Origin of the sequence: Acholeplasma oculi (assembly GCF_900166985.1) — a bacterium.
GTDB classification, from domain to species: domain Bacteria; phylum Bacillota_I; class Bacilli_A; order Acholeplasmatales; family Acholeplasmataceae; genus Acholeplasma; species Acholeplasma oculi.
Genome location: NZ_FUZK01000002.1, coordinates 139,443 through 165,110 on the forward strand (window position 1 = coordinate 139,443; position 25,668 = coordinate 165,110).

The following is a 25,668-nucleotide window of genomic DNA, read 5'->3' on the forward strand; positions in this document are numbered from 1 at the left end:
CCATTTTAAATCAATAACCACCACTTCTCAATTATAGGAAGTGGTGGTTATGTTTTTTACTATTATTTACTTGTTGCTAGGTAGTAAACCTATTAAGTCATCGAGTTGCCCTTGATAATCAAATGTATTTGTAAACGTCACTTGACCATTGGTTGTTCCAAAGAATACATCTTTATCCATATAGAGGGATGCTTCATTTTCTGTTAATAGTTTACCATTGGTTGTCTTAGATAATATATTACCTAAAATGTCTTTATTTTGATACTCGAAGAACCTTGCATTTAAAGGATTGTTACCAGACATTTCTGTCCATCCTCTAGGATTGATATGTACATCCAATGTATTATCAATATATGCTATGGCTGCATCTTTATCCCAAGGTCTTCCTAAGTCAACAGAACCCGTTGGTACACCTTCTTCAAATGTAAATGTATTTTGATAGAATACATAACCGTATGTTAAGAGTTGTGAAGAGCTTGTATTATATCCTTTGTTAGTTGCAATAACTCCTGTTGATCTTGCTAAACTCTTAATCTCTGAAGATTCAAAGAATGCAGGACCACCATTACCGAAGATAAAGTCTACAACACCTTCAATATAAACATCATAATAATATTGACGTCCTTGTTTTGCATATAAGGTATCTTGATACCCTTTAAAATTAACACGGTAGAATACGACTTGATCTGCCTCATTCACTAAGGCAACACCTTGTTTATTTGCAAGATTAGATTTATTATAATCAAAGTCATTTTGAATGGTAAGGTTTGTTGCATTAAAATTCGTTGCAGAACTCTTAATAGAAATGGATGCAGAACCTTGTGTACCCCATTCAATACCAGTTGGTTGTAGCATACTAGAAGCTGCTCCGTATGTTAATACGGTTAAGTCTCTATCTTCTCCAACAAGTGTAAGATTAGGTACTGTAATTGTTAATTTTTCTCTGTATATTCCATTTTTAATATACATAATTTTTTTAACAGTGGATGCATAATTTTGATTGACTAAGAATTGGTGTGCAGATTTTACAGTTTTAAATGTAAAGTTATCTGAAACTATATCACCATCTAATCCTTCATAGCTTCCATCAACTGTTAAATTGACAGTTGTTGGATTGGATTCATCCTTTTCATGTACTTTAATATAAATTGTAACAGGTTCAAATGTTTTATATGTTACAACAACTGGATATACACCTTTTAAAGATAAATTAAGTGCCTCTGTATTAAGTGTATACTCTGTATCTTTTAAGATGATAAATGAACCATCATCCACCATAGACTTCACTACAAAACTATCCATATTCAGTGTTTGGTTTACCATATAGGTTTCTTTAAAGAGGAGCGTATCAACTTCAATATGCGTAACTTCAACAACATCTACCATAAAGAATTTCACCTCACCCTTATAAATGATACGTACTTCATAACTTCCTGATGTATTGGTATCAAAATCATCTGTTTCTACTGTATAACTGGATGGTTCGAGTAACTGACTTGAACCATCTGAGAATGTTGCATATACTTGTAGGTTCGTTAGATCGAGTGCTTCACCTACTAAATAATATTTTTTAACTTGATTTGAAGAAACAGAGAACCCTGTTTCTTCTACAGGTCCTGTAGCACCTGTTTCTCTGACTAATGTTCCATTTAACGCTTTAAAGAATGTTTGATTAAATCCACTTGTTTCAAACCACTCATCTGTAATTTCACTACTTAATAATCCAGTACCTTCTGGCATTGTTATAGGGTTTGTTCCTACAACAAAGACTGTGGATTCTGTTTGATAGAATGCATTGGTTAAGGTATTTGTTGATCCACTTGGGCCATTTCCTGAGCCAATCTTAACTGTATTAGTCCCAGATGTTTGAGTGATATGGCTAATGAAGATAAAGTTAGCATTCATTGTAGAACCAGATACATTCGTACCTAAAACTGTACCAACATTCTTAGCACTTACTACTCCGCCTTTAGCAACCACTTGAGATACATTTAATACCACACCAGATGCATTTAATCTGCCCATAATGATACCTGCAGCTTGGTTTGGAGCTTTGACCCAAGATTCAAAATAAACATTTTCTACATTAATGGTGACTGCTTTTCTAGCTGCACCAATTAAACCACCTACATAAGAGTTACCTTCAACCCAGTGGTTTTCATCATTTATAACTGTAATATTCTTAACTGTTATTTCTGTTGCTGCTGAATCATTTACAACATCTCCAAAAAGAAGCGCTGCATAAGAACCTGCATGAATAACGGATACATTATAGAATTCAATATCTTGGAAGGTTGCTCCACCTTGAGCATAAGCACTTATAAAAGCGCTTGATTCACTAGAACCACCACCGTTGTGGATAGAGTTGCTAAATTTAACGTTTTTAACAATACCACCATTTAAGACTTCTTTAAATAAGAATCCCATTTTATTACCAGAACCATTAATAACGGCATTACTGATGGTAAATCCATTACCATCAAATGTACCACCAAATGTTTTACTACTTCCTGTTAATGTAACGCCACTCATATCAATATCATTCATGAGTTGGTATAATCCTTCACCACCATTAACAATCAAGTCTAACAAATCTTCTGATGTATAAATTAATGTTCCTTCAGGTAATACAACTGTTTCTTCAAACTTAGCATATAAGACTACATCTTCTAGAGTATCTAATTCAATTGTTGTTACAGGTGTTTCATCTTCTAAATCCAAGAACCAACCGATAAATGTCATACCTTCTAAACTAGCAGTTTTTAATAGAGGTGTTGTTTCTACTGTAAAGGTTAAATCCCCTTCAGTAGATAATGTAGCACCTTCAGGTATTTCATATACAATATCAAATACCATGATTTCAAATACAGGTAATAATATTAAATCGCCCGTTACAAGTGTTACTTCAAAATTAAATAGGTTTGTTCCATCTAAAGACCATCCTTTAAACTCAAATCCAATCTTGGTTGGTTCTGTTAAAGGTTGGTTTACCTTTTGGTTATTTTCAACAACTACTTTACTAAACTCATTACCTTCCGCATCTTTAAAGATTACGTCAAATTCGGTGACAACAACAACTGGTGTAAATTTTGCATATAGCGTTGTATTGTTTGTAACTTTATCTAAATCAAAGTTCCAAAGTGTTATAAAACTTGCTTCTTTATACCATCCATCAAATGTATGGTCTGCTTTTGTAGGATCTGTAGGTTTAACGATAAGTCCATTCTTTAAAACGGTTTGATTTGGAACCGTTGAACCACCACTTGATTCGAATGTAACTGTATACGATTCTTGAGCAAGTTTTACGACTGTTAGAGATATTGTTACATCTTCACTAAAGTCTAAATAACTAACTGTTGCCGTTAACAAGACTGTTACATCCCCTGTTTCAAAACTAGGTCGATTAACCACACCATTTGATGTAAGATATTCTGGTTTATCACTAGACCAACTCACTTCAAAAGTAATCCCTTCAACAGTAACTTCTGTTGGTAAAGTGATATTAGAACTTACCTCACTTGGTATATTAAAAACTTCCTCATCAATAAGCTCACCATAGTTTATAGAAACACCATCACAAGCAACTAAGATGAAAGCTGTAAGTAAAATAGATACTACAACGAATACTTTTTTTAACATGGATTCAATTTCCCCTTTTTTATAAATGTAAACGCTTCACAATTCATAAATATACATGAAAAAATAGTAAAGTCAATGCTTTTGAATCAAAAAAAGACCCATATGGAACTTTGTCTATAATGGCGTCTTTTGTGTGTTTATTAATAGTCATAAGTCTTTATATATAGACAAATCAACTCTAGGTATTTGTTAGGGAATTCTTGAAGGAATTACCCATCTTATAAACTTCATTAAAGTATTTGATATATTCCTAGAACTTTAATCTCAAAACTAGATTTTAAATAACTAAGAACTTCATTAACTACATGATTCTTATCTAAGTTCACCATAAACTCTAAAAAGAAATGGTAGGTGCCCATCTTCTTTTTAGTAGGTCTAGACATAATTGAAATTAAGTTGATATTTGCTTCTTTAAATGCCTCTAAAATGCCATATAACAAGCCTGGTCTATCTTCCTTAGGTGTTACAACTAAAGATACCTTATAAGGTTCATTTCCTTTATATATCTTTAATTCATGTGGTGTACCTTTAAGCATTAAAAACCTTGTATAGTTATCTAACTCATCAGATACATTAGGTATTGATAAATCACTTTCTTTAACTAAATGCTTGGGAACAATCGCAGCACCCTCAGGATCACTTAAATATGCATCATAGGATTCAACGTTACTATCGGTTAGGATAATCTTTTTATCTGTATTTTTATCTAAAAATAAAATACACTGATTTTTAGTTACATATTGAACATAAATATGTTTAGCATCTTTCTTATAAACATAATCAAATTCAATAGGTAATTTAATCTCTGCATCAATACTTAACCCACTTGAAAATAGTAAATCCATATGTGGTTGCACATAACCCTCTAATGTATTTTCTATTGGTAATATGGCATATCCTAAAGATTTTCCACCCAATAAAACATCCTTAACATTTTGATAATATATAGGTGATATGTTTTGATGTGTTAATTGATTAAATGCTAGGTGACATAAATCTGAATATGTATTTTTAGGTCCAAGTACTGCAATCTTTTTCATAGAATACCTCAAGATATAATGATTTAAAGAAAAGATTTATTTAAGAATTTCTTAAATAAATCTTATTCAATATGTTTTTATTTATTATAGCACTATTCATAATTTTATTTCTTAACATCCTCAAATGCTTTTTGCATCGTCGGATTGTTTTTAGTAAGTTTCTTTATCGTTAAATCATCTGCTTTATTATTTGCCAGTCTTAAGTTATTCTCAGATGATAATAAAGCTTCCTTCGTTTTCATTAACTGTTCAATTGATTTATCAATGGATGCAATTGCATCGCCAAATTTTCTACTTGCTAAATCGTAGTTTTTAGAGAATGCTGTTTTAAAGTCATTTAAGTTCTTCTCAAAATCAGATACATCCAGATTTTGATTTTTAAACTCAATTAACTCTCTTTTTACACTGGATGCACTTCTTGCAGCATCTCTTAATAATGTAATTAAAGGTATAAAGAACTGTGGTCTAATGACATACATCTTAGGATATCTATGAGACATATCCACAATACCTTGATTATAAAGTTCATTATCAGCTTCAAGTAAAGAAACCAATACTGCATAATCACAATTCTTTTCTTCTCTATCTTTATGGAGTTCTTTTAAGAAATCTTCATTCTTCTTTTTAGTGGCAGTTGTATCGGCTTCATTTTTCATTTCAAACATGATGGATACAATTTCTGTTCCATCTTCTTCGTAATCTCTAAAAATAAAGTCTCCTTTACTACCGCTTTTTGCATCATTATCTTTTTCAAAGTATGCATTTTTAAAAGCGGTTGCTCTAAGTTTGTTAAATTCTATCTCACAGTGTTGTTCAAGTGTTTCACCTAACATCTTAGTAGATGCTTTGGCTTTAAAATCTCTATAATAGTCAACAAGTTCTTGTTTTTGTTTAAGTTGACGTTCATAATCTTCTTTAATTGTTTTTTCAATGATTTCTTTTTGATGTTTTGCTTGATCCAGTTCCATTTTAAGTTTTAAAATGGCTTGTTCTTTCTCATTAATGCTTTGAGTTGTTTTTCCTTCTATCTCATAGACTAATGCTTTCTTTCTATCTTCTTCACCACTCAGTTTAGATTCTAGTTGCTGAATTTGTTTTTCTTTTTGAAGAACCATTTCTTTATATTCATCAATTCTTTTAGATAATTCAGCATCTTTCTTTTGTTCTGTTTGTAAGACAATAAGTTCTTTTTGTTTCAAGAGTGATTGTTCTAGTTCTTTAACTTTAGATTCTAATCTTTCTTTTTCTAAAGCAAAATCAGACTTTAACGTTGTTTGAGTTAAGTTCTTTTCTGATTTTAACTTTTCTTCAAATTTACTAATTTCAGCTATTAGTTTTTCTCTTTCAAGTGATAACTTGTAGTTTTCTTCTTTTAGGTTCTTTTCTTTTTCTTCTAAAGCAACTTTTTTGGATAGTTCTTGTTCTTTAAGGATAGATTGTAGTTTTGCATTATAAGCTTCATCTCTACCTGAATTAATAGCATCCATAATAAAAGAACTATCTACCTTTTGTAGTTCTTGTAAATCAATTGTATCTCCAACATCACCTTTTTCTTCTAATCTAAGTGTTGTTGGATTTAAGATACTTACCTTTAGTTTTGCCATATGTTTACCCCTTTCATCTGACAAGTATGTTGATTTGTTACTTATATTCATTATACCTCATGAATACTTGATTCTTCCTGATGTTTCATAAATAATAAAAATTATTTATAAGAAAGACAGATGCACGAATCTGTCTTTCTTAGTATTTAAATCAATCTTTAAGGATTTTTTCTATGTATAAATCAATCTCTCTAAACAATCTTATTGGAAATCGATCACACGATAAATACATTAAATAACTCTTATTCATATGATAAAAGTGAAATTTTGCACTGGATAAATATCCCAATTTTATTGAAAGTTCATCTGTTTTTTGTGCTTCATTTATATCTAGAAGAATTAGAGTCATGGATTCATTAATCTCTTTTGAATGGGTTTTTAATATAGATTTATCCACTAGAATTGTTGATGAATCTATATCGTTTATTTGATTATTAAGCCAAAGACTAAATGATTTTAAATACTCAAAGAGATCAATCTTTGTATTGAAAACTGTTTGAGCTCTTAAGACTAAGTTCTTGAATGATGTTTCTTCTTCAAGTTTGATATTACTTTTCATATATCCTCTTTCTACCAAAAAGGAAAACGCCATCGAATCGATGGCGTTATATATACGTGCATTTCATATAGAGCCATCTATCAAGCATTAGCACCTTACATTATGCAGGTTGCTGAAGGGTCATAGAGCTTGTCTCTCGCCTTCTCTTTATGGTGTGTATATTTTAGAGGGAATAAATTGTTTTGTCAAGAAACCGTTACTTTTTATTCTCTGATGACTCTTTTTTAAAGATGATTAATCTGTTTTTATAGATAATTAACATTGCGGTATAGAGTAATGAAAAGAAGATTGCACCAACTATGGATAGTGTTAATCCTAAAACGGATTCTCTAAAAAAGATTGCACCTATGATAAATGATAAAATAGGTATCGGTCCTACTATAAGTAATGTTTGAATTCTCTGTCTATTTAAATCTTTTTCATTATATGGTCTACTCATGATTATCTCCCCAATATATTATCTCAAGTATGTCTATTTTACCTTTTTATACACTATAGGATTCTAAATTTTGATTTTTTTTAATTTACTTGGATTAATTACACTAAATACTATACAATACAAAAACTAATAGTTTTCATATTACAAGTGAATCAGAATCAAATAATGAATGTGGCTTCGTTGATGTATATAATCGTTAATCAATTAGATGTATAATAACGTTTTTGAACGCCCTTCCAGTCAACTCTAATCCCAGTATGTTGATTAATGATACCTTTTCCATATAAACCATGACCACCACAAATATTACACTTAACAACTTGATATGGAATGTCGCCAATCTTAAAGTTTAAATTATCTGATTTTTGCTTATTATTATAATGATGCATAGGCTCATAATTATTCATTGCATCCTTACCATTTCTTGCAATAGGAAAAATATGATCAACATCCCATCCATAATTATACCTTTGTCCGTTTCCATTTGGTCTAATTCTAGTGGATTGGATATCTCCATAATCATCTCTATATATCCATGTACCAAAGCAATCTACTGCCCATAAATCCGACCCGAAAACATCTCTCCATAATTGCATGGCTAATTCCTTGCTTACTTTCATTATCTCATCACCTCCGTTTTAAATTTGATGAAAGTGGTAGAATTCTTTGTTTCTATGTCAAAGTATTGATTCAATTTTCTTTCGAAAAACTCCTTGATTCTTTTAGAAGTATGTCCATAATCTCTAGGATCAAATTTTTTTCCTTTTTTACTAAGATATTCAACTAACATACTTAAACGTGCAAAGTTATTCTCAATTGCAATATTATTAAAAGCAGTTTGGATTTTGGTCAACAAATCTCTGATTAATGGAGATTCACTACTATAATCAACATATTTTATATTATCAACTACTATTGAATTATCGATATCAATTTTTTCCGATTGATTTGTGTTTATCTCGTTCTTTTCACCTACATCTACAGATAATTCCTTGCTCGATACTAGAATTTCTTCGATATTTGACTTGGGATTTAGTAAATCAAATATGTCAATACCTTCATCAAAATAATTATATTTTTCCTTATTTATAGACTGTTTATCAGTTACAAGTATTGTTTTTTTATTACTTTCTCTCAATCTGTTCGACAAAGATATAAAGTCTGAATCATTAGAAACAATAGCAAAACAATCAACTTCTATATTTGATAGTAAATCCAACGCTTTAATAGTTAAACTAATATCTGAACAACTTTTACTATCTACAAAAGAAGGAAACATTACTGGTATAATTCCATACTGCTGAAGAATTCTTTTAATATTCTTATCGTTAAAATTGGAATAAAAACCATATTTAAATAGTAATTCTCCTTTATTTGAAAGTTCAACGATAATTCTACTTAATGAGTTTTCATTTTTAATATTGTCTAGATCAATCAATACAGCTACTTTCATATTTATCCCCTTATTCTTATGTCAAATATCACTTTTTGAAATATTGGCTTTACTGGTTTTAAAATTTAAAAATCAAAAATTCTTGTTTAATGTAATTTATGTAGTATAATATTATGGAACTAACTTGTGAAGGGTTAAAGCTGGGTTACCAAATGGTAGTAGGCGAAAGCCAAGAATTCCTTTGCTCCTAGGGTTGGTTCTTTTTTTATTTTATGGATTCTTTTATCTTCTTAAATATATCAGGGTCACTACAAATGTCAGATATTATTTTTTGAATCAACTCTAAAGAGTATGTATATGAACAATTTTCCCCTAATTTGTGTTTGTAAGCAAACTCAGGTATGTCTTTAATTTTATAATATTTATTATATAGATTAAAAGTAAAGGTTGTAAAATGAGTTTTTGCTCCATTACTAACAGGAGTAATTTGAATATTCAACTTTGTAAGTTCTTGATTGACATGGAATAGTACTTGCTTATTAGATAAAGGATGTGTAATACTTGAATCAACAGCCTTGTGAACGACTTTAAGTTCGGCCTCTTTTGGTGATGTTTTGGATATTTTAAAATCTGCTTCTTCTATATTCTTAACTTGCTTAAACGTTAATTGATATGAAATAGCCATAGTTTTAGGCACAATATTGTTACTACTAGTTTCAGTCAAAATATGATTTATGTATTTTTTAGTTGCTTCATATTTAGCCTTGACTTCTTTGCTATACCTATTGATGACTTGAATAGTGTCCTGTGAAGAAGGTAAAAACATAGTTATGTAATTGGTTGGTAATTTTTCATTAATACTTATCTCAAAGTACTGATACAATTTGTTATTATAGTTCAATACACATGCCATGAAAATATCGTTAAACATTATAGCATATTCTGGAATAATCAAATGATTTGCCATATTCCTTAGACCAACAACTGCTTCTAAATTTATTCTAATAGGATCTTTTGAGTTAGTCATTATCTTTTTTATCGCATCGGTTAATGAAATAGTTCTATTGATACTCTTTTTATTATAGTTTATTGGCATTCCTTTTTTAAGCATGTAGGATTTTAACATCAGTTCCCAAGCATTACAAATAAAGAAAGTAAAACCCTCAACTTTATATTTGATTGTAGGCTTATTATAAATTTCTATGGCAAGTAAAAACGCCTCCTGGCTTTTTTCTAACATGACTTTTATTAATTTATCACTTTCATTTTTAGAAGACATTCGCCCACCTCTTTCAATAAGCTTTATTCATCTTTACACTTTATAGTCATACTTGATTATAAATGGTTATAATTCAATGACACTATACTGAAATAGTAAGTATATGATGTGCAAGTGAATATAAGGTTACAATTTTGCATAAGTTCTAGTTATATACTATGAGTATAAAAAGTGTAAAATTACAATTTTAATGATAAGAAATTATATAATACCATCTTTTAGATTCATCTTTTCAGATATAATACCATACTCTTTATCAATGTTCTTAAGTTTAAATGAATTAATAATATTATTTTGTGTTTCTGGCGACCAATAAATAGTTAATTTTTTTCTTGCTCTTGTTATTGCAGTATAAAATATATTATGAGTAATGTTTTCTTCAATTTCAGAAGTAATAATCAACTTGACTGAATCGTAATCAAGACCCTGAGCTTTATGTATAGAAACTGCATAGGAAATTTGAAAAGGAATAATTGACTCAAGTAATGAGTCATCATTATCTGAATCAGTATCTTTTGTAACATTAAACTTTATAACTGACTTCCCATCTTTCGAACTAATGAGTTCTAAACCTTCATCGAGGTTAAATGAATTTAGAGGTCTATCAATTTCTACCTCAAAGTCAATATTATCTTTATTTAAAATGATCTTTCTTATTATTCCTTTTAGATTATTATATATGACGTTTGGGAACCTTTCTGATTCGTTAAAAATAACTGGATCATTCACTTTGTACGTCCAAATCCCCCATTGATATGCACTATTAGGGTTTTTAAGTTGTAAAAGTCTATTGATGTTATTAACTCCATACAATCCATCATAATTTAAGCATAAAATAATTTCATCGTTCGAGTCATAATCAAATATACTTGTATCAAGATCCTTACAATACTGATTTTTGGATAAATGTTCAACTATATTATATTCATTCTTACGTACTAAATCCCAGAGAATACGTAGATTTTTATCTTCAGTTCTATATGGATGATTAAGTTCATAACTCGAGTTTTTTATAAATTTTCTTAGCAATCCAAACCAATTTCCAAACGATATCGATTCAATCTGATAAACATCACCAACAACTATTAAGAGTTTATATTTAGTATTTTTCAAGATATTTACCATATCGGAGTTACTAACCGTACTAGACTCATCAATAATCAGTATATCCGTATTGAGTGGTTTATATATATGTTTAGCAATTGTACTAAATGAACAATTTAATGCATTAACTTTTTTTCTGAGATTATCTACTGCTGTATTTGTATTTGCTAGAAATAGCTTTTTGTTATCTTTGAAAAAGTTTGCCACATGATTTAGGAGTGTGGTTTTACCTGTTCCTGCAGACCCATATATTGCTGCAACTTCAGAAGTAGAGAACATCTTTCTTATTATATCTATCTTATTCTTATCATCAATTTCATTATACTCATTTAACCAAAAATCTACAGTATTCTTATATTGATCTATTCCTTTTTTTGTAAGATTAAAAATCAAATCTAAAATAATCATAGTATTTTTTTCATATTCAGATATATAAATCTGTTTTTTATCAATTTCAAGTCTTCTACCTAAGTGCTTATAATATAGACTCTTATTATATTTATCTATAAGTGTATTTAAATCTTCAAAATCTACAAGATCAGCGATTGGAGTGTATAACATTGCATCATGTTCTGTGTTGTTTTTAATCTTACGAGCCATGAGTTCATGCTCTCTACCTTGAATTGGAATACACTCAAATAAATCAAATAATCTTGGATTATGGTTAATCAACGAAGTGCAATAAGGCATTTTGTCAAAAGGAATACATCCATACTCTAGTTTCAAGTTTGATAAGTATGTATTATCATTTCTTTGATATTGTGTTTTAATTACTTTATTTTTCAAACTATATAGAAAATATCTAATAATATTACTACCTGGTTTATTTTTCTTAACAATTTTTCTACATTCATTCAATAAACTGAAAAAAGTTTCACTTACGCGTTTATTTTCATGTAGTTCGTCAAAAATCCTCTTGTATTCTATGTCAGAAAATGTAACAATATCAAATAAGTTAAGATTATTCATTGTTAGGTATTTCATTGTTTCATAAAACTCTTTGGTTTCAGATTTAAATGCTGTATCCATCTTAAAGATTTTTGCAAGATTATTTACTTCACATGGTCTAATAGATATCATCCAATTTGAAATAATCTTGATTGGTATATTTAATCCTAATATCGAAACATCTGTGTCAATTAATCCTATTTTGACAGCATAATTGTCTACTATTTTGAATTTTGAAAAAACAATCATTCGATCAAATTTACTTCTTTTGTCATTACATGGTGAAAGTGTAATTTCATAAAAAATTTTTCCATCAACGTAAAATGGTTTAATTTTCTCAACATAAAATCTATCTTTGAAATCCGTGAAATAATTGGATTTTGTCAAACTTAATATTTTACTTGATATATTTAGATAGTATTCATCAAATGTTTTATCTTGATTTATAGGAAAAAGTTGAATATTTTTTAAAATCTCAACATTTAAATTTGTATTAGTAAAATTCTTAATCTCAACTAGATACTCAAAATATTTAAGCATAACACGTTCTGAGTTATTGTTATCTAATGTATAGTGTGAAGTAGAGACTTGCAACATGTCATAAAACTTATATAGTAATTTGTATTTAGATTTGCTATAACAATAATCTCTAGTTTTAGGGATATTACTCCAATTATATTCTAATGAAACATTTTGCTCTTTTTCATAAAGCATAAAGAAAAGAGCATCTATAAGATTTCTTAATTGTGCTAGAATATTTGTAGAAAGTTTATCCCTCTCTAACCCTGATGATAAATTCTCATCTATTGCATTACTAACATTTATTAATGCTTGATAACTTTTCAATTTACACCTCATAAAATTATAAATACTTCCTACGCAATCACTTCTATAGAGATACTTACTGCTAACGGATTCATCAATCAAATTTTTTAAAAAATGTTTACTGTTGGAAACTTGAGATCAATCTCCAACTATTTATTCTATCTTAGGATTCTTAATCATTAAAACTTGCTAAATTTTTTAATATAAATTCTTCACAAACTAAAAATACTTATCATAATTTACTCTTAATCCATAGTTTTAAAAATCATGTTATGACCAAAATGCTTTTTAACACAAATCTCAAGGTTTGGTAAATCTATTTTAGAATTTGCGTCTGCAATATAGTTAACAATTAAGTTACTTTTTGCGCGCGTACAAGCAACATATAATAATTTGCGTGCTCTCATAACTCGTTTGTCGGTCATATTTTTAAATAAAAATAAATTATCAAAATCGTATTTATTCCATGATTGATTTTCGAAAATATTAACAATAACATTATCAAACTCATTTCCTTTAACACCGTGTAAAGTATCTAGAGTTGTTTGATTGTTTATTTGTAATGATAGTTTTTTGTATTGATTTATATCTATATCTTTCATTCGAGAAATAAAACCATTATCAAAACCATCATAGCTTGAAATAATTTCCTCATACCTTTTATAATCTATTAACTTGTTATTAATGAAAAAATCAATATATTTGATTAGTGATTGATCCTTCATGGTGATTAGATTCGTCAATTTTGACAATAGATCATTTAGAGATTCAACGCTGACAAAATTAATGTTTTGAATTAAATCATAGTAATTTTTATTTTCAAACATAACTATTTTGTCAACAATACCATTGATTACATATGAAATAAATTGATCTTTTAGTTTAAATAACTTATCATTCGCATCTTTATTGAATACCGAGTTAAAAACATCACTTATTTCTGTGAATCCTATTTCATAAGCGATGTTTTTATTTGCTAAATATAATCTTTTATACGTTGAAAAAGCAACATCATCGTTAATAAATTTGTTGAGGTTATAATCTTGACTCCTATTATAAACAAATAATAAGTTTCCAAATATCACTTTAGGGTACTGATTGTTGCAATTTTGAACCAAACCATCATTTCGAAATTTATTGTTAGCTTCAACAATTTCAATAGCTGTTCTATAGTTATCCTCTTTTTTTATTTGGACCAAGTCGAGTGAGTCAAAATTAAATTCAACATCTTCATAAATCATCTGCATTTTATCTCCAAACATACCAACAATTGTTGGAAATTCTTTTTTAAATTTACTAGTGGCTAATAACAGTTTTTTTATGACATCCCAATCGGTATCCTGATATTCATCGATTAATATATATGGGTAAGTACTTAATAGAAGCTTTGAAAAAAACTCATCTTCAAGAAAATTACTCATTATCGATATAATATCATCATGAGAGATTTTGCCCTTGTGATAACCCGAGTATACGTCGTAAGTAATTTCTAGATTCTTATAGTCTATATCTTTATATTTAAGAAGTCTTTTTTCATTATTCTCAATAATCCTCATTTGCTTATCTATATTTGTATTTCTTGTGGGATTATCAATTTTCCTTTGTGCCTCTTGAATTTCATCTTTAATCCTTTGAACTTTTTTTGTAGCGAGATTTTCCACTTCTAATTGAAGATTAATTTGAAATTGTTTGATAAAGTCCCATATGAAATCATGAAGAGTACTAACAATAATTTTATCAGTATTCAATGATAATCTATCGTTTATTTCGTTCTTCGCGACATTTGTGAATGTGACACATAGTACTTTCTGATGATTGTTAATCTGTTCTTGTAATATGGCTTCTATTGTCTGAATTAGGCTAAATGTTTTTCCTGATCCAGCACCAGCATCAATTATAAAATTGTTTTTATTGTTGATACAAGATTTGATTTGGCCTATAATACCTAGTTCTCCAACCATTTTAGCCCCTCCTCAATATACTCAGGTAGATCCCAAATGTCTAAGTTCTCTATGAGTTCTAAGGCAAATCCCATTTTATCAATTTTTTCAACTATATTGAAGGCATTATCAATAAGAAATTTAGAATCAATTTTTTCACTTTTATCAATAATGTTTTTAATAATTTTAAACTTATTATCAAATTTTTCATCAGTTATTTTTTTATTGATATCCTCAACTATTTTTATCGCATTTTTGATAATCATTTCTTCTTCAAGTGTTCTACCACAGTGATAATTCGGTTCTTTTGGTAATTGTGTTGTCAATTTCATACTTTTTTCTCCATTAGTCGAAATAAATGACTCTTTGGATTTGGTTATTAAATCTAGAACATACAAGTCTTTACCTATCATTTCAAACCAGCTTTTGATAACACCATTTGATGTCTTTATTCTCTTTTTGGATGTGCTAATGTCATCTATAATATTACAAGTTACTCTTGTTTTATCGTTAATACTATCAATATCCGCTATCACTAAGGTTTTAAGATTTAGGTATTCTAAAAGTTTATAGAATACATGAGCATATCTACCACCAACTTCAAATAATGCTATGTGTTGATTACTAATATTTGATTTATTTTTCATATCATATTTTTCAATAAAAGCTGGAAATAAAATTCGTTCAGCACTTCCTTCATATAATACAGCTTTATCAGCAAAGAATAAATCAGCTGTATTAAGTTTAAAATATTTTCTTAAGAATATTTCAAAATTTTGATTTTCTGTAATAAATGTTTCTAGTGATTTAATCGATACATTGTCTTTTATTCTATAAAAGTAATTAATGTTACTGAAATCACTTATGCTTAACAAGTGCGATGAGTGCGTTGAAAATATTATGTAAGTATTTTTACTATCATCTAAGACCTTTTGTAACTTTTTATAAAATGTAAGCTGCATTTGTGGATGTAGATGAGATTCTGGCTCTTCAATAAATAAAATATTTAGTGGGTTATTATCTTTCAACACTAAAGAGTTGAAATAATAAATTTCAATAAAGATAAATATTAAATTACTGAAACCCAATCCGTTATACGCTTCTGATAATTCTATATCATCCATAATATATCTAAGTTTTGCATTAGACCTTAGCATAGTTTCTATGTCAATATCAGATTGAACTTTTAATGTTGAACTGGGATCATTTAAAAACAAATCACTATGGATTGTCTCAATTATGTCATCAAATATTTCTTCATATTTTGATTCCAACGTTGATTTAATTTAACTCGTTTGATTCGCAAAAAGATGCTTATGTTTCACCTCTGATTTATTAGTGAGTTGGAAGTACTTCCACAAAGATGCTGAAATGGTTTGTTTGTTTTGATCAGTTGCATCATCAACATCCCTTCTTGCTTTAATGATATTAATCCTAAAAATATCTTCAATAATTTTATTATCAATTAACGGAGATTTACTGTGTTTTCCAAGTTTAGTAGTATAATGTTCGACCTTATAATAATTTTCATATTCATCTATGAAATAGTCGAAAAAATCAATAACTCCTTTATATTTTTCCTCTATTTTTTGCTTATATTCTTCGTAATTTTTAATAAAATTCACTATGTTACTTATTTTGTATCTTGAAACCAAAATTAATGATTCATTATTCTGAAACTCATATATCAAGGGCTTGATTTTTGAATAGTCTTTTATATCCGATAAGTCCAAAGTTAACTTAAGTTCAATCACTGGAAATCGCTGAATTAACTTGTTAATTGACTCCTCATCCATGTTTTTTAGGTCTTTGAAATCCTTGTATATTGAATTAATTATAGTTTTAGAAATTAACCCCTTTGAAAAATCAGATAATATAAATTTTTTATTGCCATAAAAGATATCAAAAATCTCGAAATACGATGTTTTTCCACTACTATTTTTTCCAACTAATAACATCATCTCGGTCATTTTAGTTGATATGCTCTTTAATATTCTAAAATTTGAAATCTCTACATTATTGATTCTCATTTGTTGATTACCCCTTAGTTCAGACATTTTAAGATTGATTATTTAACTTTAAATATATATATATGCAAATATTAATCATTTGTTACTTAAGTCAAAGGATATTTTGATATTTATAACATTACATCTTTGATATTAATTTAGAAAATAATGTAATGTGTTCATAGCCACCAAATCTTATTCACGTTACATAAGTTTACATTAAGATAGTACTGGATACTCATAATAACTTATTTAAAACACTTTAAATCTAGCTGGGTAGTTTTAACCGAAAATCTGTCTATTATTTATATCATAACTGCATCAAGATAATTTTAAATATAAATTGTGCTTTACAAATTACTATAAATAAAACCCCCAAATCACTAAACATAACTATCTATACTATGGATGACACATACAGAACCTTAAAAAAGGCGCTATATTATATGTCTCCCACATATAAAATAAGCTATGTTTAATAATTTGGGGGCATTTAGCTTAAATTATTAAACTGTTTACATTGTATTTAATTTTTTTGAAATTGTCAATTAAAATGATAAAAACGCTTACTTTTTATCAACTTCCAGCACTTTCATAACGTTTTAACCCCTTCGTCCAAATAAATAAAGAAAGTATAAACATACCTAAACTAGCAATCACAACATATAAGGTTGAAAGCCATATATCACCATCTAGTAACAGTGCCTCAATTGGCATATAGATAACTACTGAGAAAGGTAATATAAATGTTAATGTAAAACGGATTGCTTTATTAAATATATCAATAGGATATTTTGCAAAGTTAGAAAAATCATAAATCATAGTCATCACTTCAATACTTCTTTTTGTCCAAAAAGATAATGAACCAAATATAAGTTTAATTGAGAAAAAGAACATCATTGCAAATCCAGATACAATAACTAATGCAGATATATTTTCTATATTCCAATTTACACCTAAAGAAGGTGTAAATATAAATAAGAAAATAATTCCTAATATTAATTCTCCAATTCCTTCTAGTTGTATCATTTCAGCAACAAGTTGAAATAATGGATTAATTGGTCGAATTAAATATTTATCTAGAATGCCTCTGGTAATTCCACCATTAGCCAGTTGCCATACCTGATCGGATAAAATATGATCTAATGCTTTAGGGATTAAGTAAAATCCATATAGGAATCCCATCATATCAATATTCCAGCCATTTAGGGACGGGATTGCTGATATGGTTAGATAAAGTGTAGCAAACGTTAATGCATTTTCAAGTAAGAATCCAAGGATACCGATAAAGGCATCAAAACGGTATGCCAGTCTTGCTTTAATACTTCTAGATACATAGTATGGATATAGTTTTAGATATTTACGCATCTTAACCACCTACACTCACTACATGCTTCTTTAAGACATTAAAAGAAGCATTACATAATACACTTAATATAAATACCCACATCACTTGAATAAGTAAACTAAAACCTATTTCTTCTAAAGACATTCTACCCATTAATATCATAATAGGTTTTTCTACCATACTTTGAAATGGTAGAAATCTTAAGATACTATTTAACCAATCTGGGAAAAATGAACTTGGAAGTAAACTACCTGAAAAAAATGCTAATATTATGTTTTTAATAATCATTAATCCAAAAAGTGCATTGGTGAAAATGGATATTTCACCGATTAAGAAATTAAGTGAATCCACAATGATAAATGATAATACAGCACTCACCAAGAAAAATAGTAAATGATACCATGCAGGTATTTCTATACCTAATCCTTGGTTTAATATCACCAAGGATATTAAAAACAGTGGTATAAACATCAATATCGAAGTGGATAAGAAATTACCAAAACTAGATGCTAATAATCGGTATCTATAGTTAATGGGTCTGATTAAACTAATTGCAATATTTCCCTCATAGATATCAAAACCTATATTCCAAAACGAAGATGAGGAAAATATTAAGGTAGATGCTACTCTTGCAAAAATAAGGTATGTAATCATATCCTTAAAAGACATACCATTAATGGTATCCGTTGGTGAGTTTTGAAAGATTGCTTGCCACAAGTAAAATAATATAATGATGGATACAAAATCTCCTTGTAACCAACCTAACGCACTAAACTTATATGCAAACCCATCTAAGATACCAGCCTTTGAAAATGCGAAATACTTCTTAAACTTGCTTAGTCTCATAGATTTTTTTCACAATACTTTCTAATGAATTTTCTTCAATCTTAATATCTTCAATTCGGTATAAATCTAAGATTGTTTTCAATACCTCATTGACACTAATCATGGATAAATCAAATGTTAAATGAATATAACCATCGACTTCATCAATCTTAGCGTAAGTACCTAGCACATTTCTTAAATGCTCTAGGTTCACTTGATCTTTACTTAAAAAACTAATATTTCTCATATCACCAAACTTGGTTTTAATCGATTTAATTGGACCATCATAAAGGATAGCACCTTCATCCAAAATGATCACTCTCTTACAAAGATCTGTTATATCTTCCATATTATGTGTTGTAAGTACAATCGTTGTTTCATAACGTTGATTGATTTCTTTAATCGCTTCAATCATTCTATCTTTTACTAAAACATCGAGTCCAATGGTTGGTTCATCCAAAAAAAGAATTTTTGGATTATGGATGAGACTTGCTGCTAGGTCTGCTCTCATACGTTGTCCTAAGGAAAGTGTTCGAACAGGTTGATTAATAAATGAATCAAGTTCTAAAACCTTAGTTAGAAATTGATAGCGTTCTTGATAATCTTTATCTGTAACATCGTAAATCTCTTTTAAGATCACTAAAGATTCAATTAAAGGTAAATCCCACCAAAGCTGAGTTCTTTGACCAAAGACAACACCTAATTTATTTAAAACATGTTTTCTTTCTTTTGGGTTATAAGGTTCAAAACCATCTATGGTAATCTTACCTTCTGTAGGCGTTAAAATACCACACATCATTTTAATGGTTGTTGACTTACCTGCACCGTTAGCCCCAATGTATCCTACGATTTCCCCTTTATTTAAACTAAAAGAAATATCTCTAACTGCTTCAACTTTGGTATATTTAAAACTAAAAAGTGTTTTAAACATGCCAATTAAACCAGGTTCTCTGACTGGTTTTTTAAATACTTTTCTTACACCTTTAACTTCTATAATAGACATACACTCATCCTCGCTTTATCTACTTATATTATAGATGAATAACCAATTCATGTGATACATGAAAACGCTTTTATATTTATAAATAAAATATGATGGCGGATGCCATCATATCAATGAAAATATTAGAAATCCAAATGCCTAAAATAAAAATATGGTTGGTAGTGCTTTTCTATAGTCTCTTTTCATATGATCTCTCTTAATTTTATTTCCAAACTCTTTTAATAATCTCTTTATATTTAGTGTTTGTGATAATTTTTGATTTCTCATAATACTGAATTTGTAGATTTCTATCTTTATAAGCATCTTTTTGAAATGTACCAAATAATATTTGATCGGATTCAATCAAATAGTACTTAATCACTTTACCATCATCTTCCCTATGGTAAATGATTAACCCAACCTCACTGCCTCTATTCAGATTTTGTTTGAGTGGTTTTATTTTTATAATATTTTTTAATGTTCTTTCTTTAAGACTTTGCTCTTTAAGATCCGTTTTTAGTCTTTGATACATGATTTGAAATAGAAAATCTCTAGACATAATAAATAAGGCAACTAAAACCATTAAAGGAATACCTAGAAATCTAAACATCTGGATGTTCCCTTCAGTTCTTCCTTCTGTATCAAAGATTGAAAGTAAGATAACTACAATAAGTAAAAATATCATTATAAGTGATGATGCAAATTGTGTATTTGCAGATTTCTTAATGAATTTTAAATCTTTATCTATTTTAGCTGGAACACTTTTACCTTCCAGTTTAAGTAATTGATCTTTAATAGCAAGTGCATCCTCAAAAGCTTCATCTTCATCTTGATTAAAAATGAAATCAATTTGTTTTTCATTAAGTTCTAGTTTTTTGATTAAATGTGGTGAGGATAATTCCTTTGTTTCGTATTTACTTACAATCAGTAGAATATCTAGGATTAAGTTATCTGCTGGTAAATCATAATATTTCTTTTTCATTTATATCAACCTCATTTTTCTATGTTTAAGACAAACTTGTTCTTACCTAATCTTTTTGCTTGATACATGAGTGTATCAATCTTTTCAATTAAGTTCTTATAATTTATGAATTGTTCAACCTCATAGTAGTATGCACCGATACTTACTGTTACTATCGTTTCATTAATATTTGTATCATAATGATTGAGTGAATGAATTAAATCATTCAAAAATAAACGAATTTGATTTTCACTTAACTTTTCTTTAATGAAAATGAAAAATTCATCACCACCAATTCTTGCAGCATAACTATCCTTAAAATAATCTATTTCTTTTAATATTTTGTTACCCACTTCTTTTAGTATTTCATTACCTTTAAGATGTCCTAGAGAATCATTAACATTTTTGAATCCATCTAAATCTAAAAGAATTGCCAATCCTCCGTTAGCAACAATTTTATCATGATGATTTCTTAAAAAGTTTGAATTATATAAATTGGTGAGTGTATCTTTGAATGCCAAATTCTCTAATTCTAAGTAATATGAAAAAAGTTCCGCAATTTGGCTTAATAACTTAACTTCCTTTTTAGAAAAGGTTTGACGGTCATGATGTGCTGCACAAAGTGTACCAAATCTTAAACCATCCTTAAAGGAAATCGGTATTCCAACATATGAACCTATATTTAAATCATCAACTGTTTTTTGGACTAAAGGATCAAAATCAACGGATTTTATATCCTCATAGATTAAGGGTTTTCCGGATTCATAGTCAATTAAGTTACAAATTGCTTCATGAACGGGTATTGTTTTTCCTTCGATGAGTTTAATTTTCGTATCATGTTTTGAAACACGCATGGTAACTTGTACTTCATCGTTTAAGAAATTAATGTATATGATTTTATCTGGCATAATCTCTTTTGCTAAATCCATTACATTTTTGGATAATTTCTCAAAATTTTTATATGCAAGTACGGTTTGTTGATTCATCTTCATAAGCTACCTACTGTGTTTTTTATATTTTTTTATACTTTGTTTTTTTGAATCAGTAATGTAATTCTAGTATTTTCTATTTCTCTTTGTAGTCTACTTAAAGACTCTAAATCGTTTTTAAGTTTTTCATATTCTTTTTTAAATTCAAGAGATGCTAATGAATCCTTAATATATAAGAAGTTAAGTGCAGACTCATGTGAGTAATAATTTCTTTTACGTGCTAATTGACTTAATAATTTATACTGAGTTAATGAAAGATAGTGATTACTATTTTCATGGTCAATTGCTTGTAGTTCTCTAACTGCAATTCCTAAACCCTTAATTGTTTCATCAACTTCTTTAAAATTATCTTTCATATTACCTTTTTTCATACCAGCAATCATATATTTGATATCTCTTTCAATCGATTGAAAATGTATGATTGCTTGTCCAAGCATATAAATATATTCTTTATAAAGATTCATCATGAAAAACCCTCATTTTAATTGTATTAACTTCAATTATACTTGATTTTATGAGACTACTAACCTTTTATTTTCCAGTATAAAATATATAAGTAAACTAATTTCAGTGACTATAGAAAAACCAGTAATTAAAATACTTTGATAAGCAGTATTGTAATTATCTTCATATCTTCGTAATAAGAGTCTATACCCCTCATCAAATTCTATATATACCGTAGACCCTTTACGAACTGAAACTATCCAACCAGATATCATATCATGTCCAACTCGAACACTTTTAACGGTGATATAATCTCCATAAAATACCTCATTGAAAAAACCTTTTTCAGTAAGAATATCTTTCAAATCTTCATATAAAAAGTATTCATAATAATAATTAGATGCATCTTCACCAGAAATAATAGAGTTGTATGCATCTATTTCAATAATTTGTATTTCTACTTCCTTATAATTACTTTTGTCCTCTACATAAAGATAATCTCCAATACTCATTGAACCTATCAATGATACTGGTAATGCGATAATAAGTGAAATGGTTAATAATCCTGATAATAGATAAATCATAAATTTCATAATAAGTTCACCCCTTAATTTAACTATACTATATTTCATAAAAAAAATAGTGTAAAGTTATAATGCATATGAAAAAAGGTGATATCTGAATAAACATCAGATATCACCTTATGATTATTGCGTGATGTTGAAATCCTCTGATTCTAATAACTTGATAAAAAGTTCGCCTAGTTCTGGGTCAAATTGTTTACCTAAATACTTCTTAATCTCATTTACAGCTTCCGCTTTGGATAAAGGTGCACGGTATGGTCTTGGAGAAGTCATGGCATCATAAGCATCTGCAATACTAATGATTCTAGCTCTTACAGGAATTTCAGTTCCTTTTAATCCTCTAGGATAACCTAATCCATCATATCTTTCATGATGAGACAGGATATCTTGTGCAATTTCTGAATATTCAGGTGAAGTTGATAATATACGGTATCCGATTTCTGGATGTTTTTTAATTATTTCCCATTCAGCTTCATTGAGTTTTCCTTGCTTATTGATGATGGCATCATCAATAGCAATCTTACCGATATCATGTAGTTCACTAATTGCTTCTAAGAGCCTTAATTGTTCTTTAGACATTTTAAGTTCCATACCTATTTTTTGACAAATCAAGGAAACACGTTTAGAGTGTTGTTCCTCTCTAGGATTTTTCTCATGTAGTGTACTTAAAATTGTTTTAATGGTTTTATTTCTATGAGAGGATACTTCAAATAGTTTTTGAGCATACATATTATTTTCTGCATTAGAAATGATATCATTCATATTTTCATCTTTGACTTTAGTAGCAACACCAAAGGACACAGATATATGCATACCTTGAACAGTATCATGTTCTATTTGAGATTTAACTTTTTCTAATAGATAATTAGCTTCTTCATTAGAGGTATTAGGTAAAAGGATCGTAAACTCATCTCCACCCATACGTATAATCTTCTTTTCATCTTTAAATACATCAATGAAATGAATGGATGCTTTTTTAAGGAGTAAATCTCCTGATTGATGCCCAAAGGCATCATTCATAATTTTTAATCCATTAATATCTGCAACAATTACAGATAATGGTAGATAATCCGGATGATCCAGTTTTGGTAATTCTTCCATAAAATATCTTCTGTTATATAAAGTAGTAAGTGAGTCTCTATAACTTAAATAAAGAATCGATGCTTCATATTTTTTTCTATCTGTTATATCTTGTATGAATGCAGTGACACCTATAATATCATTCATCTCATTAAATATAGGTGCATATTTTTCTGATAAGTATTTTTCTTCATGATCTTCGACTAATACCTCAACATCAAAAGCTTCACCATTTATTGCTCTATTTAGGCTTTTAGATATTCTGATTCTAGTCTCCTGATTTTTAATATAATCTAAAAATGGTTTATGCATTTCAATTTGAGTATTATTGAATTTGTTCATGTTATGTTCATGGAACTTATTATAGGCAATATAGTTTAAATCTTTATCTAAGGCAAATATTTCCATTTTCTTTGTAGCATCAATGGATGCTTGTATGAGTATTTGTTGACGTTGTATAGTTTCATTAGATATGATTCTTTGTTTCTGGTTTTCAATAACTTTTGCAAGTAACATAATAGCAAATGGAAATACTAATAAATATGGCATCCACATTTGAGTAGCAATTTGTAACCCACTTGGAGATTCAATAAATAAGATAAATGCTAGTAAAGACATGATATTTACTAAAATACCAAAAATATAATATTCTAAATAATGACTCATTTTAGGTAGATATTTTCTATATTTATTCCATAATAAACCCATCATTGCTGCAAATAGTATATTAGCAACACCTGAATACACACCTGAACCACCCACAAATATTCTATAAATTGTTGGAATAATCATAGAGACAAATGTCGTTAAAGGACCAAAGAATAAGCCTGTTACAGCCATTACAATCGTTCTGGTATCAAAGACTAATCCTTGACCTAAAGTCCAAGGAAATAACATAATAATAAATGTTATAAAACCTATAAATAAACCTACTAAAATCTTACCAATTTTAGTAGATATATTAAAACCTAGATTGGTTGCAGAATAGATGAACCCTAAACTGAAAACCATGATTGTATTAAATAAAAGATCTCTAAACGTACTTATAAACTCTAGGATTTTATCCATAGGCTCTCGCTTTCTATACTTCCATTTTATATCTAGATGTAAAAACGCACATTTAATTAAAATGTAAGTATATTGACTAAATTTGATTTAATTACTCTCCCTGATACACCTATATTATATAATGAATTCAAAAAAGTGTTTCGTTTTTTCGCTTATGGATGAAAAACACCCATACAGTATCAGATGTATGGGTGTAAGTATTTGAATTACAATTGATTAGTTATCATTAATAAATTCAAGAGATGGTTTAAAATCTAATTCTTTTAATCTAACAGTTACAAAATCTAAAATATTTTGGAGTCTGTTTAGGTTAAGAACAATAAAAAACTCATTTGGAAAAATTATGATACCATTCTTGTTAACTTGAAAGTTCGAAATCTTAATCACTTTTTTGTTTTTTAGTATTTCTTTATCTAATTGTAGAAGTTTTTGCGTATCATCTTCGAGCTGAAAAAATATATCTATGACTCTGAACATCCCTTCTTGTCTGACTTGAATATAATATTCATTTTCATATCCATAGGTAATAAACTTATCATAATTCCAATTTTTAGCTTCACCTATTTTTTTGTAAAGATTTTTAACAAGCATAATATACTTCTCCTTCA

20 protein-coding genes, 1 pseudogene and 1 riboswitch are annotated in these 25,668 nt (G+C 28.5%); all 21 genes and pseudogenes read right to left on the reverse strand.

Annotated features, from left to right (window positions below; translation table 11 throughout):
- Positions 1–66: 66 nt before the first annotated feature.
- Complete coding sequence (locus B5X49_RS04815; protein ID WP_045748855.1) at positions 67–3,639, reverse strand: pectinesterase family protein; 3,573 nt, start codon at positions 3,637–3,639, stop codon at positions 67–69.
- Between the two features lie 230 nt (positions 3,640–3,869).
- Positions 3,870–4,679 (reverse strand): prephenate dehydratase, encoded by an 810-nt coding sequence (locus tag B5X49_RS04820; RefSeq protein WP_045748854.1) that lies wholly within the window; start codon positions 4,677–4,679, stop codon positions 3,870–3,872.
- A 104-nt stretch (positions 4,680–4,783) separates the two neighbouring features.
- On the reverse strand, positions 4,784–6,283 hold the full coding sequence (locus B5X49_RS04825) for a DUF2130 domain-containing protein (RefSeq protein WP_168711916.1): 1,500 nt from the start codon (positions 6,281–6,283) through the stop codon (positions 4,784–4,786).
- Between the two features lie 151 nt (positions 6,284–6,434).
- The gene (locus B5X49_RS04830; RefSeq protein ID WP_045748853.1) at positions 6,435–6,842 is read right to left on the reverse strand and encodes a hypothetical protein; all 408 of its coding nucleotides are present in this window, start codon (positions 6,840–6,842) and stop codon (positions 6,435–6,437) included.
- 60 nt (positions 6,843–6,902) lie between these two features.
- A riboswitch (SAM riboswitch) is annotated at positions 6,903–6,998 on the reverse strand.
- Between the two features lie 40 nt (positions 6,999–7,038).
- Positions 7,039–7,281 carry a hypothetical protein gene (locus B5X49_RS04835; RefSeq protein WP_045748852.1) on the reverse strand — a complete coding sequence of 81 codons (243 nt, stop codon included), beginning with the start codon at positions 7,279–7,281 and terminating at the stop codon, positions 7,039–7,041.
- Between the two features lie 200 nt (positions 7,282–7,481).
- Positions 7,482–7,901, reverse strand: coding sequence for an HNH endonuclease domain-containing protein (locus B5X49_RS04840; protein WP_045748851.1), 420 nt, complete (start codon positions 7,899–7,901; stop codon positions 7,482–7,484).
- Entirely contained in the window at positions 7,901–8,734 is an 834-nt protein-coding gene (locus B5X49_RS04845; RefSeq protein WP_045748850.1) for an NYN domain-containing protein, read from the reverse strand. The genes B5X49_RS04840 and B5X49_RS04845 overlap by 1 nt, the downstream gene beginning before the upstream one ends.
- A 205-nt stretch (positions 8,735–8,939) precedes the next feature.
- On the reverse strand, positions 8,940–9,953 hold the full coding sequence (locus B5X49_RS04850; protein ID WP_045748849.1) for a DUF3644 domain-containing protein: 1,014 nt from the start codon (positions 9,951–9,953) through the stop codon (positions 8,940–8,942).
- Positions 9,954–10,154: 201 nt separating this feature from the next.
- Positions 10,155–12,851 carry an ATP-dependent DNA helicase gene (locus tag B5X49_RS04855; protein ID WP_052669884.1) on the reverse strand — a complete coding sequence of 899 codons (2,697 nt, stop codon included), beginning with the start codon at positions 12,849–12,851 and terminating at the stop codon, positions 10,155–10,157.
- Between the two features lie 224 nt (positions 12,852–13,075).
- Complete coding sequence (locus B5X49_RS04860; protein WP_045748847.1) at positions 13,076–14,791, reverse strand: UvrD-helicase domain-containing protein; 1,716 nt, start codon at positions 14,789–14,791, stop codon at positions 13,076–13,078.
- The gene (locus B5X49_RS07810; protein ID WP_343285820.1) at positions 14,776–15,600 is read right to left on the reverse strand and encodes a TOPRIM nucleotidyl transferase/hydrolase domain-containing protein; all 825 of its coding nucleotides are present in this window, start codon (positions 15,598–15,600) and stop codon (positions 14,776–14,778) included. The genes B5X49_RS04860 and B5X49_RS07810 overlap by 16 nt, the downstream gene beginning before the upstream one ends.
- A pseudogene (locus B5X49_RS07815) lies at positions 15,580–16,827 on the reverse strand (AAA family ATPase); the annotation flags it as partial. The pseudogene B5X49_RS07815 and the gene B5X49_RS07810, both read right to left, overlap by 21 nt.
- A gap of 528 nt (positions 16,828–17,355) precedes the next feature.
- Complete coding sequence (locus tag B5X49_RS04875; RefSeq protein WP_045748844.1) at positions 17,356–18,147, reverse strand: ABC transporter permease; 792 nt, start codon at positions 18,145–18,147, stop codon at positions 17,356–17,358.
- Between the two features lies 1 nt (position 18,148).
- Positions 18,149–18,973 (reverse strand): ABC transporter permease, encoded by an 825-nt coding sequence (locus B5X49_RS04880; protein ID WP_045748843.1) that lies wholly within the window; start codon positions 18,971–18,973, stop codon positions 18,149–18,151.
- Entirely contained in the window at positions 18,954–19,949 is a 996-nt protein-coding gene (locus B5X49_RS04885; protein WP_045749972.1) for an ATP-binding cassette domain-containing protein, read from the reverse strand. The genes B5X49_RS04880 and B5X49_RS04885 overlap by 20 nt, the downstream gene beginning before the upstream one ends.
- A gap of 208 nt (positions 19,950–20,157) precedes the next feature.
- Complete coding sequence (locus B5X49_RS04890; protein WP_045748842.1) at positions 20,158–20,916, reverse strand: hypothetical protein; 759 nt, start codon at positions 20,914–20,916, stop codon at positions 20,158–20,160.
- Between the two features lie 11 nt (positions 20,917–20,927).
- Positions 20,928–21,887, reverse strand: coding sequence for a sensor domain-containing diguanylate cyclase (locus tag B5X49_RS04895; protein WP_045748841.1), 960 nt, complete (start codon positions 21,885–21,887; stop codon positions 20,928–20,930).
- 29 nt (positions 21,888–21,916) lie between these two features.
- The gene (locus tag B5X49_RS04900; protein WP_045748840.1) at positions 21,917–22,351 is read right to left on the reverse strand and encodes a hypothetical protein; all 435 of its coding nucleotides are present in this window, start codon (positions 22,349–22,351) and stop codon (positions 21,917–21,919) included.
- 45 nt (positions 22,352–22,396) lie between these two features.
- Complete coding sequence (locus B5X49_RS04905) at positions 22,397–22,921, reverse strand: hypothetical protein (RefSeq protein ID WP_045748839.1); 525 nt, start codon at positions 22,919–22,921, stop codon at positions 22,397–22,399.
- A gap of 114 nt (positions 22,922–23,035) precedes the next feature.
- Positions 23,036–25,060: an HD domain-containing phosphohydrolase gene (locus B5X49_RS04910; protein ID WP_052669882.1), complete on the reverse strand. Its 2,025-nt coding sequence runs from the start codon at positions 25,058–25,060 to the stop codon at positions 23,036–23,038.
- Positions 25,061–25,276: 216 nt separating this feature from the next.
- Entirely contained in the window at positions 25,277–25,651 is a 375-nt protein-coding gene (locus B5X49_RS04915; protein WP_045748838.1) for a hypothetical protein, read from the reverse strand.
- Positions 25,652–25,668 lie beyond the last annotated feature (17 nt).

Bases quoted from the DNA above. Each gene is read 5' to 3' on its own strand.
- B5X49_RS04815 (WP_045748855.1), bottom strand. From the start codon at position 3,639: ATGTTAAAAAAAGTATTCGTTGTAGTATCTATTTTACTTACAGCTTTC.
- B5X49_RS04820 (WP_045748854.1), bottom strand. From the start codon at position 4,679: ATGAAAAAGATTGCAGTACTTGGACCTAAAAATACATATTCAGATTTA.
- B5X49_RS04825 (WP_168711916.1), bottom strand. From the start codon at position 6,283: ATGGCAAAACTAAAGGTAAGTATCTTAAATCCAACAACACTTAGATTA.
- B5X49_RS04830 (WP_045748853.1), bottom strand. From the start codon at position 6,842: ATGAAAAGTAATATCAAACTTGAAGAAGAAACATCATTCAAGAACTTA.
- B5X49_RS04835 (WP_045748852.1), bottom strand. From the start codon at position 7,281: ATGAGTAGACCATATAATGAAAAAGATTTAAATAGACAGAGAATTCAA.
- B5X49_RS04840 (WP_045748851.1), bottom strand. From the start codon at position 7,901: ATGAAAGTAAGCAAGGAATTAGCCATGCAATTATGGAGAGATGTTTTC.
- B5X49_RS04845 (WP_045748850.1), bottom strand. From the start codon at position 8,734: ATGAAAGTAGCTGTATTGATTGATCTAGACAATATTAAAAATGAAAAC.
- B5X49_RS04850 (WP_045748849.1), bottom strand. From the start codon at position 9,953: ATGTCTTCTAAAAATGAAAGTGATAAATTAATAAAAGTCATGTTAGAA.
- B5X49_RS04860 (WP_045748847.1), bottom strand. From the start codon at position 14,791: ATGGTTGGAGAACTAGGTATTATAGGCCAAATCAAATCTTGTATCAAC.
- B5X49_RS04875 (WP_045748844.1), bottom strand. From the start codon at position 18,147: ATGCGTAAATATCTAAAACTATATCCATACTATGTATCTAGAAGTATT.
- B5X49_RS04880 (WP_045748843.1), bottom strand. From the start codon at position 18,973: ATGAGACTAAGCAAGTTTAAGAAGTATTTCGCATTTTCAAAGGCTGGT.
- B5X49_RS04890 (WP_045748842.1), bottom strand. From the start codon at position 20,916: ATGAAAAAGAAATATTATGATTTACCAGCAGATAACTTAATCCTAGAT.
- B5X49_RS04895 (WP_045748841.1), bottom strand. From the start codon at position 21,887: ATGAAGATGAATCAACAAACCGTACTTGCATATAAAAATTTTGAGAAA.
- B5X49_RS04900 (WP_045748840.1), bottom strand. From the start codon at position 22,351: ATGATGAATCTTTATAAAGAATATATTTATATGCTTGGACAAGCAATC.
- B5X49_RS04905 (WP_045748839.1), bottom strand. From the start codon at position 22,921: ATGAAATTTATGATTTATCTATTATCAGGATTATTAACCATTTCACTT.
- B5X49_RS04910 (WP_052669882.1), bottom strand. From the start codon at position 25,060: ATGGATAAAATCCTAGAGTTTATAAGTACGTTTAGAGATCTTTTATTT.
- B5X49_RS04915 (WP_045748838.1), bottom strand. From the start codon at position 25,651: ATGCTTGTTAAAAATCTTTACAAAAAAATAGGTGAAGCTAAAAATTGG.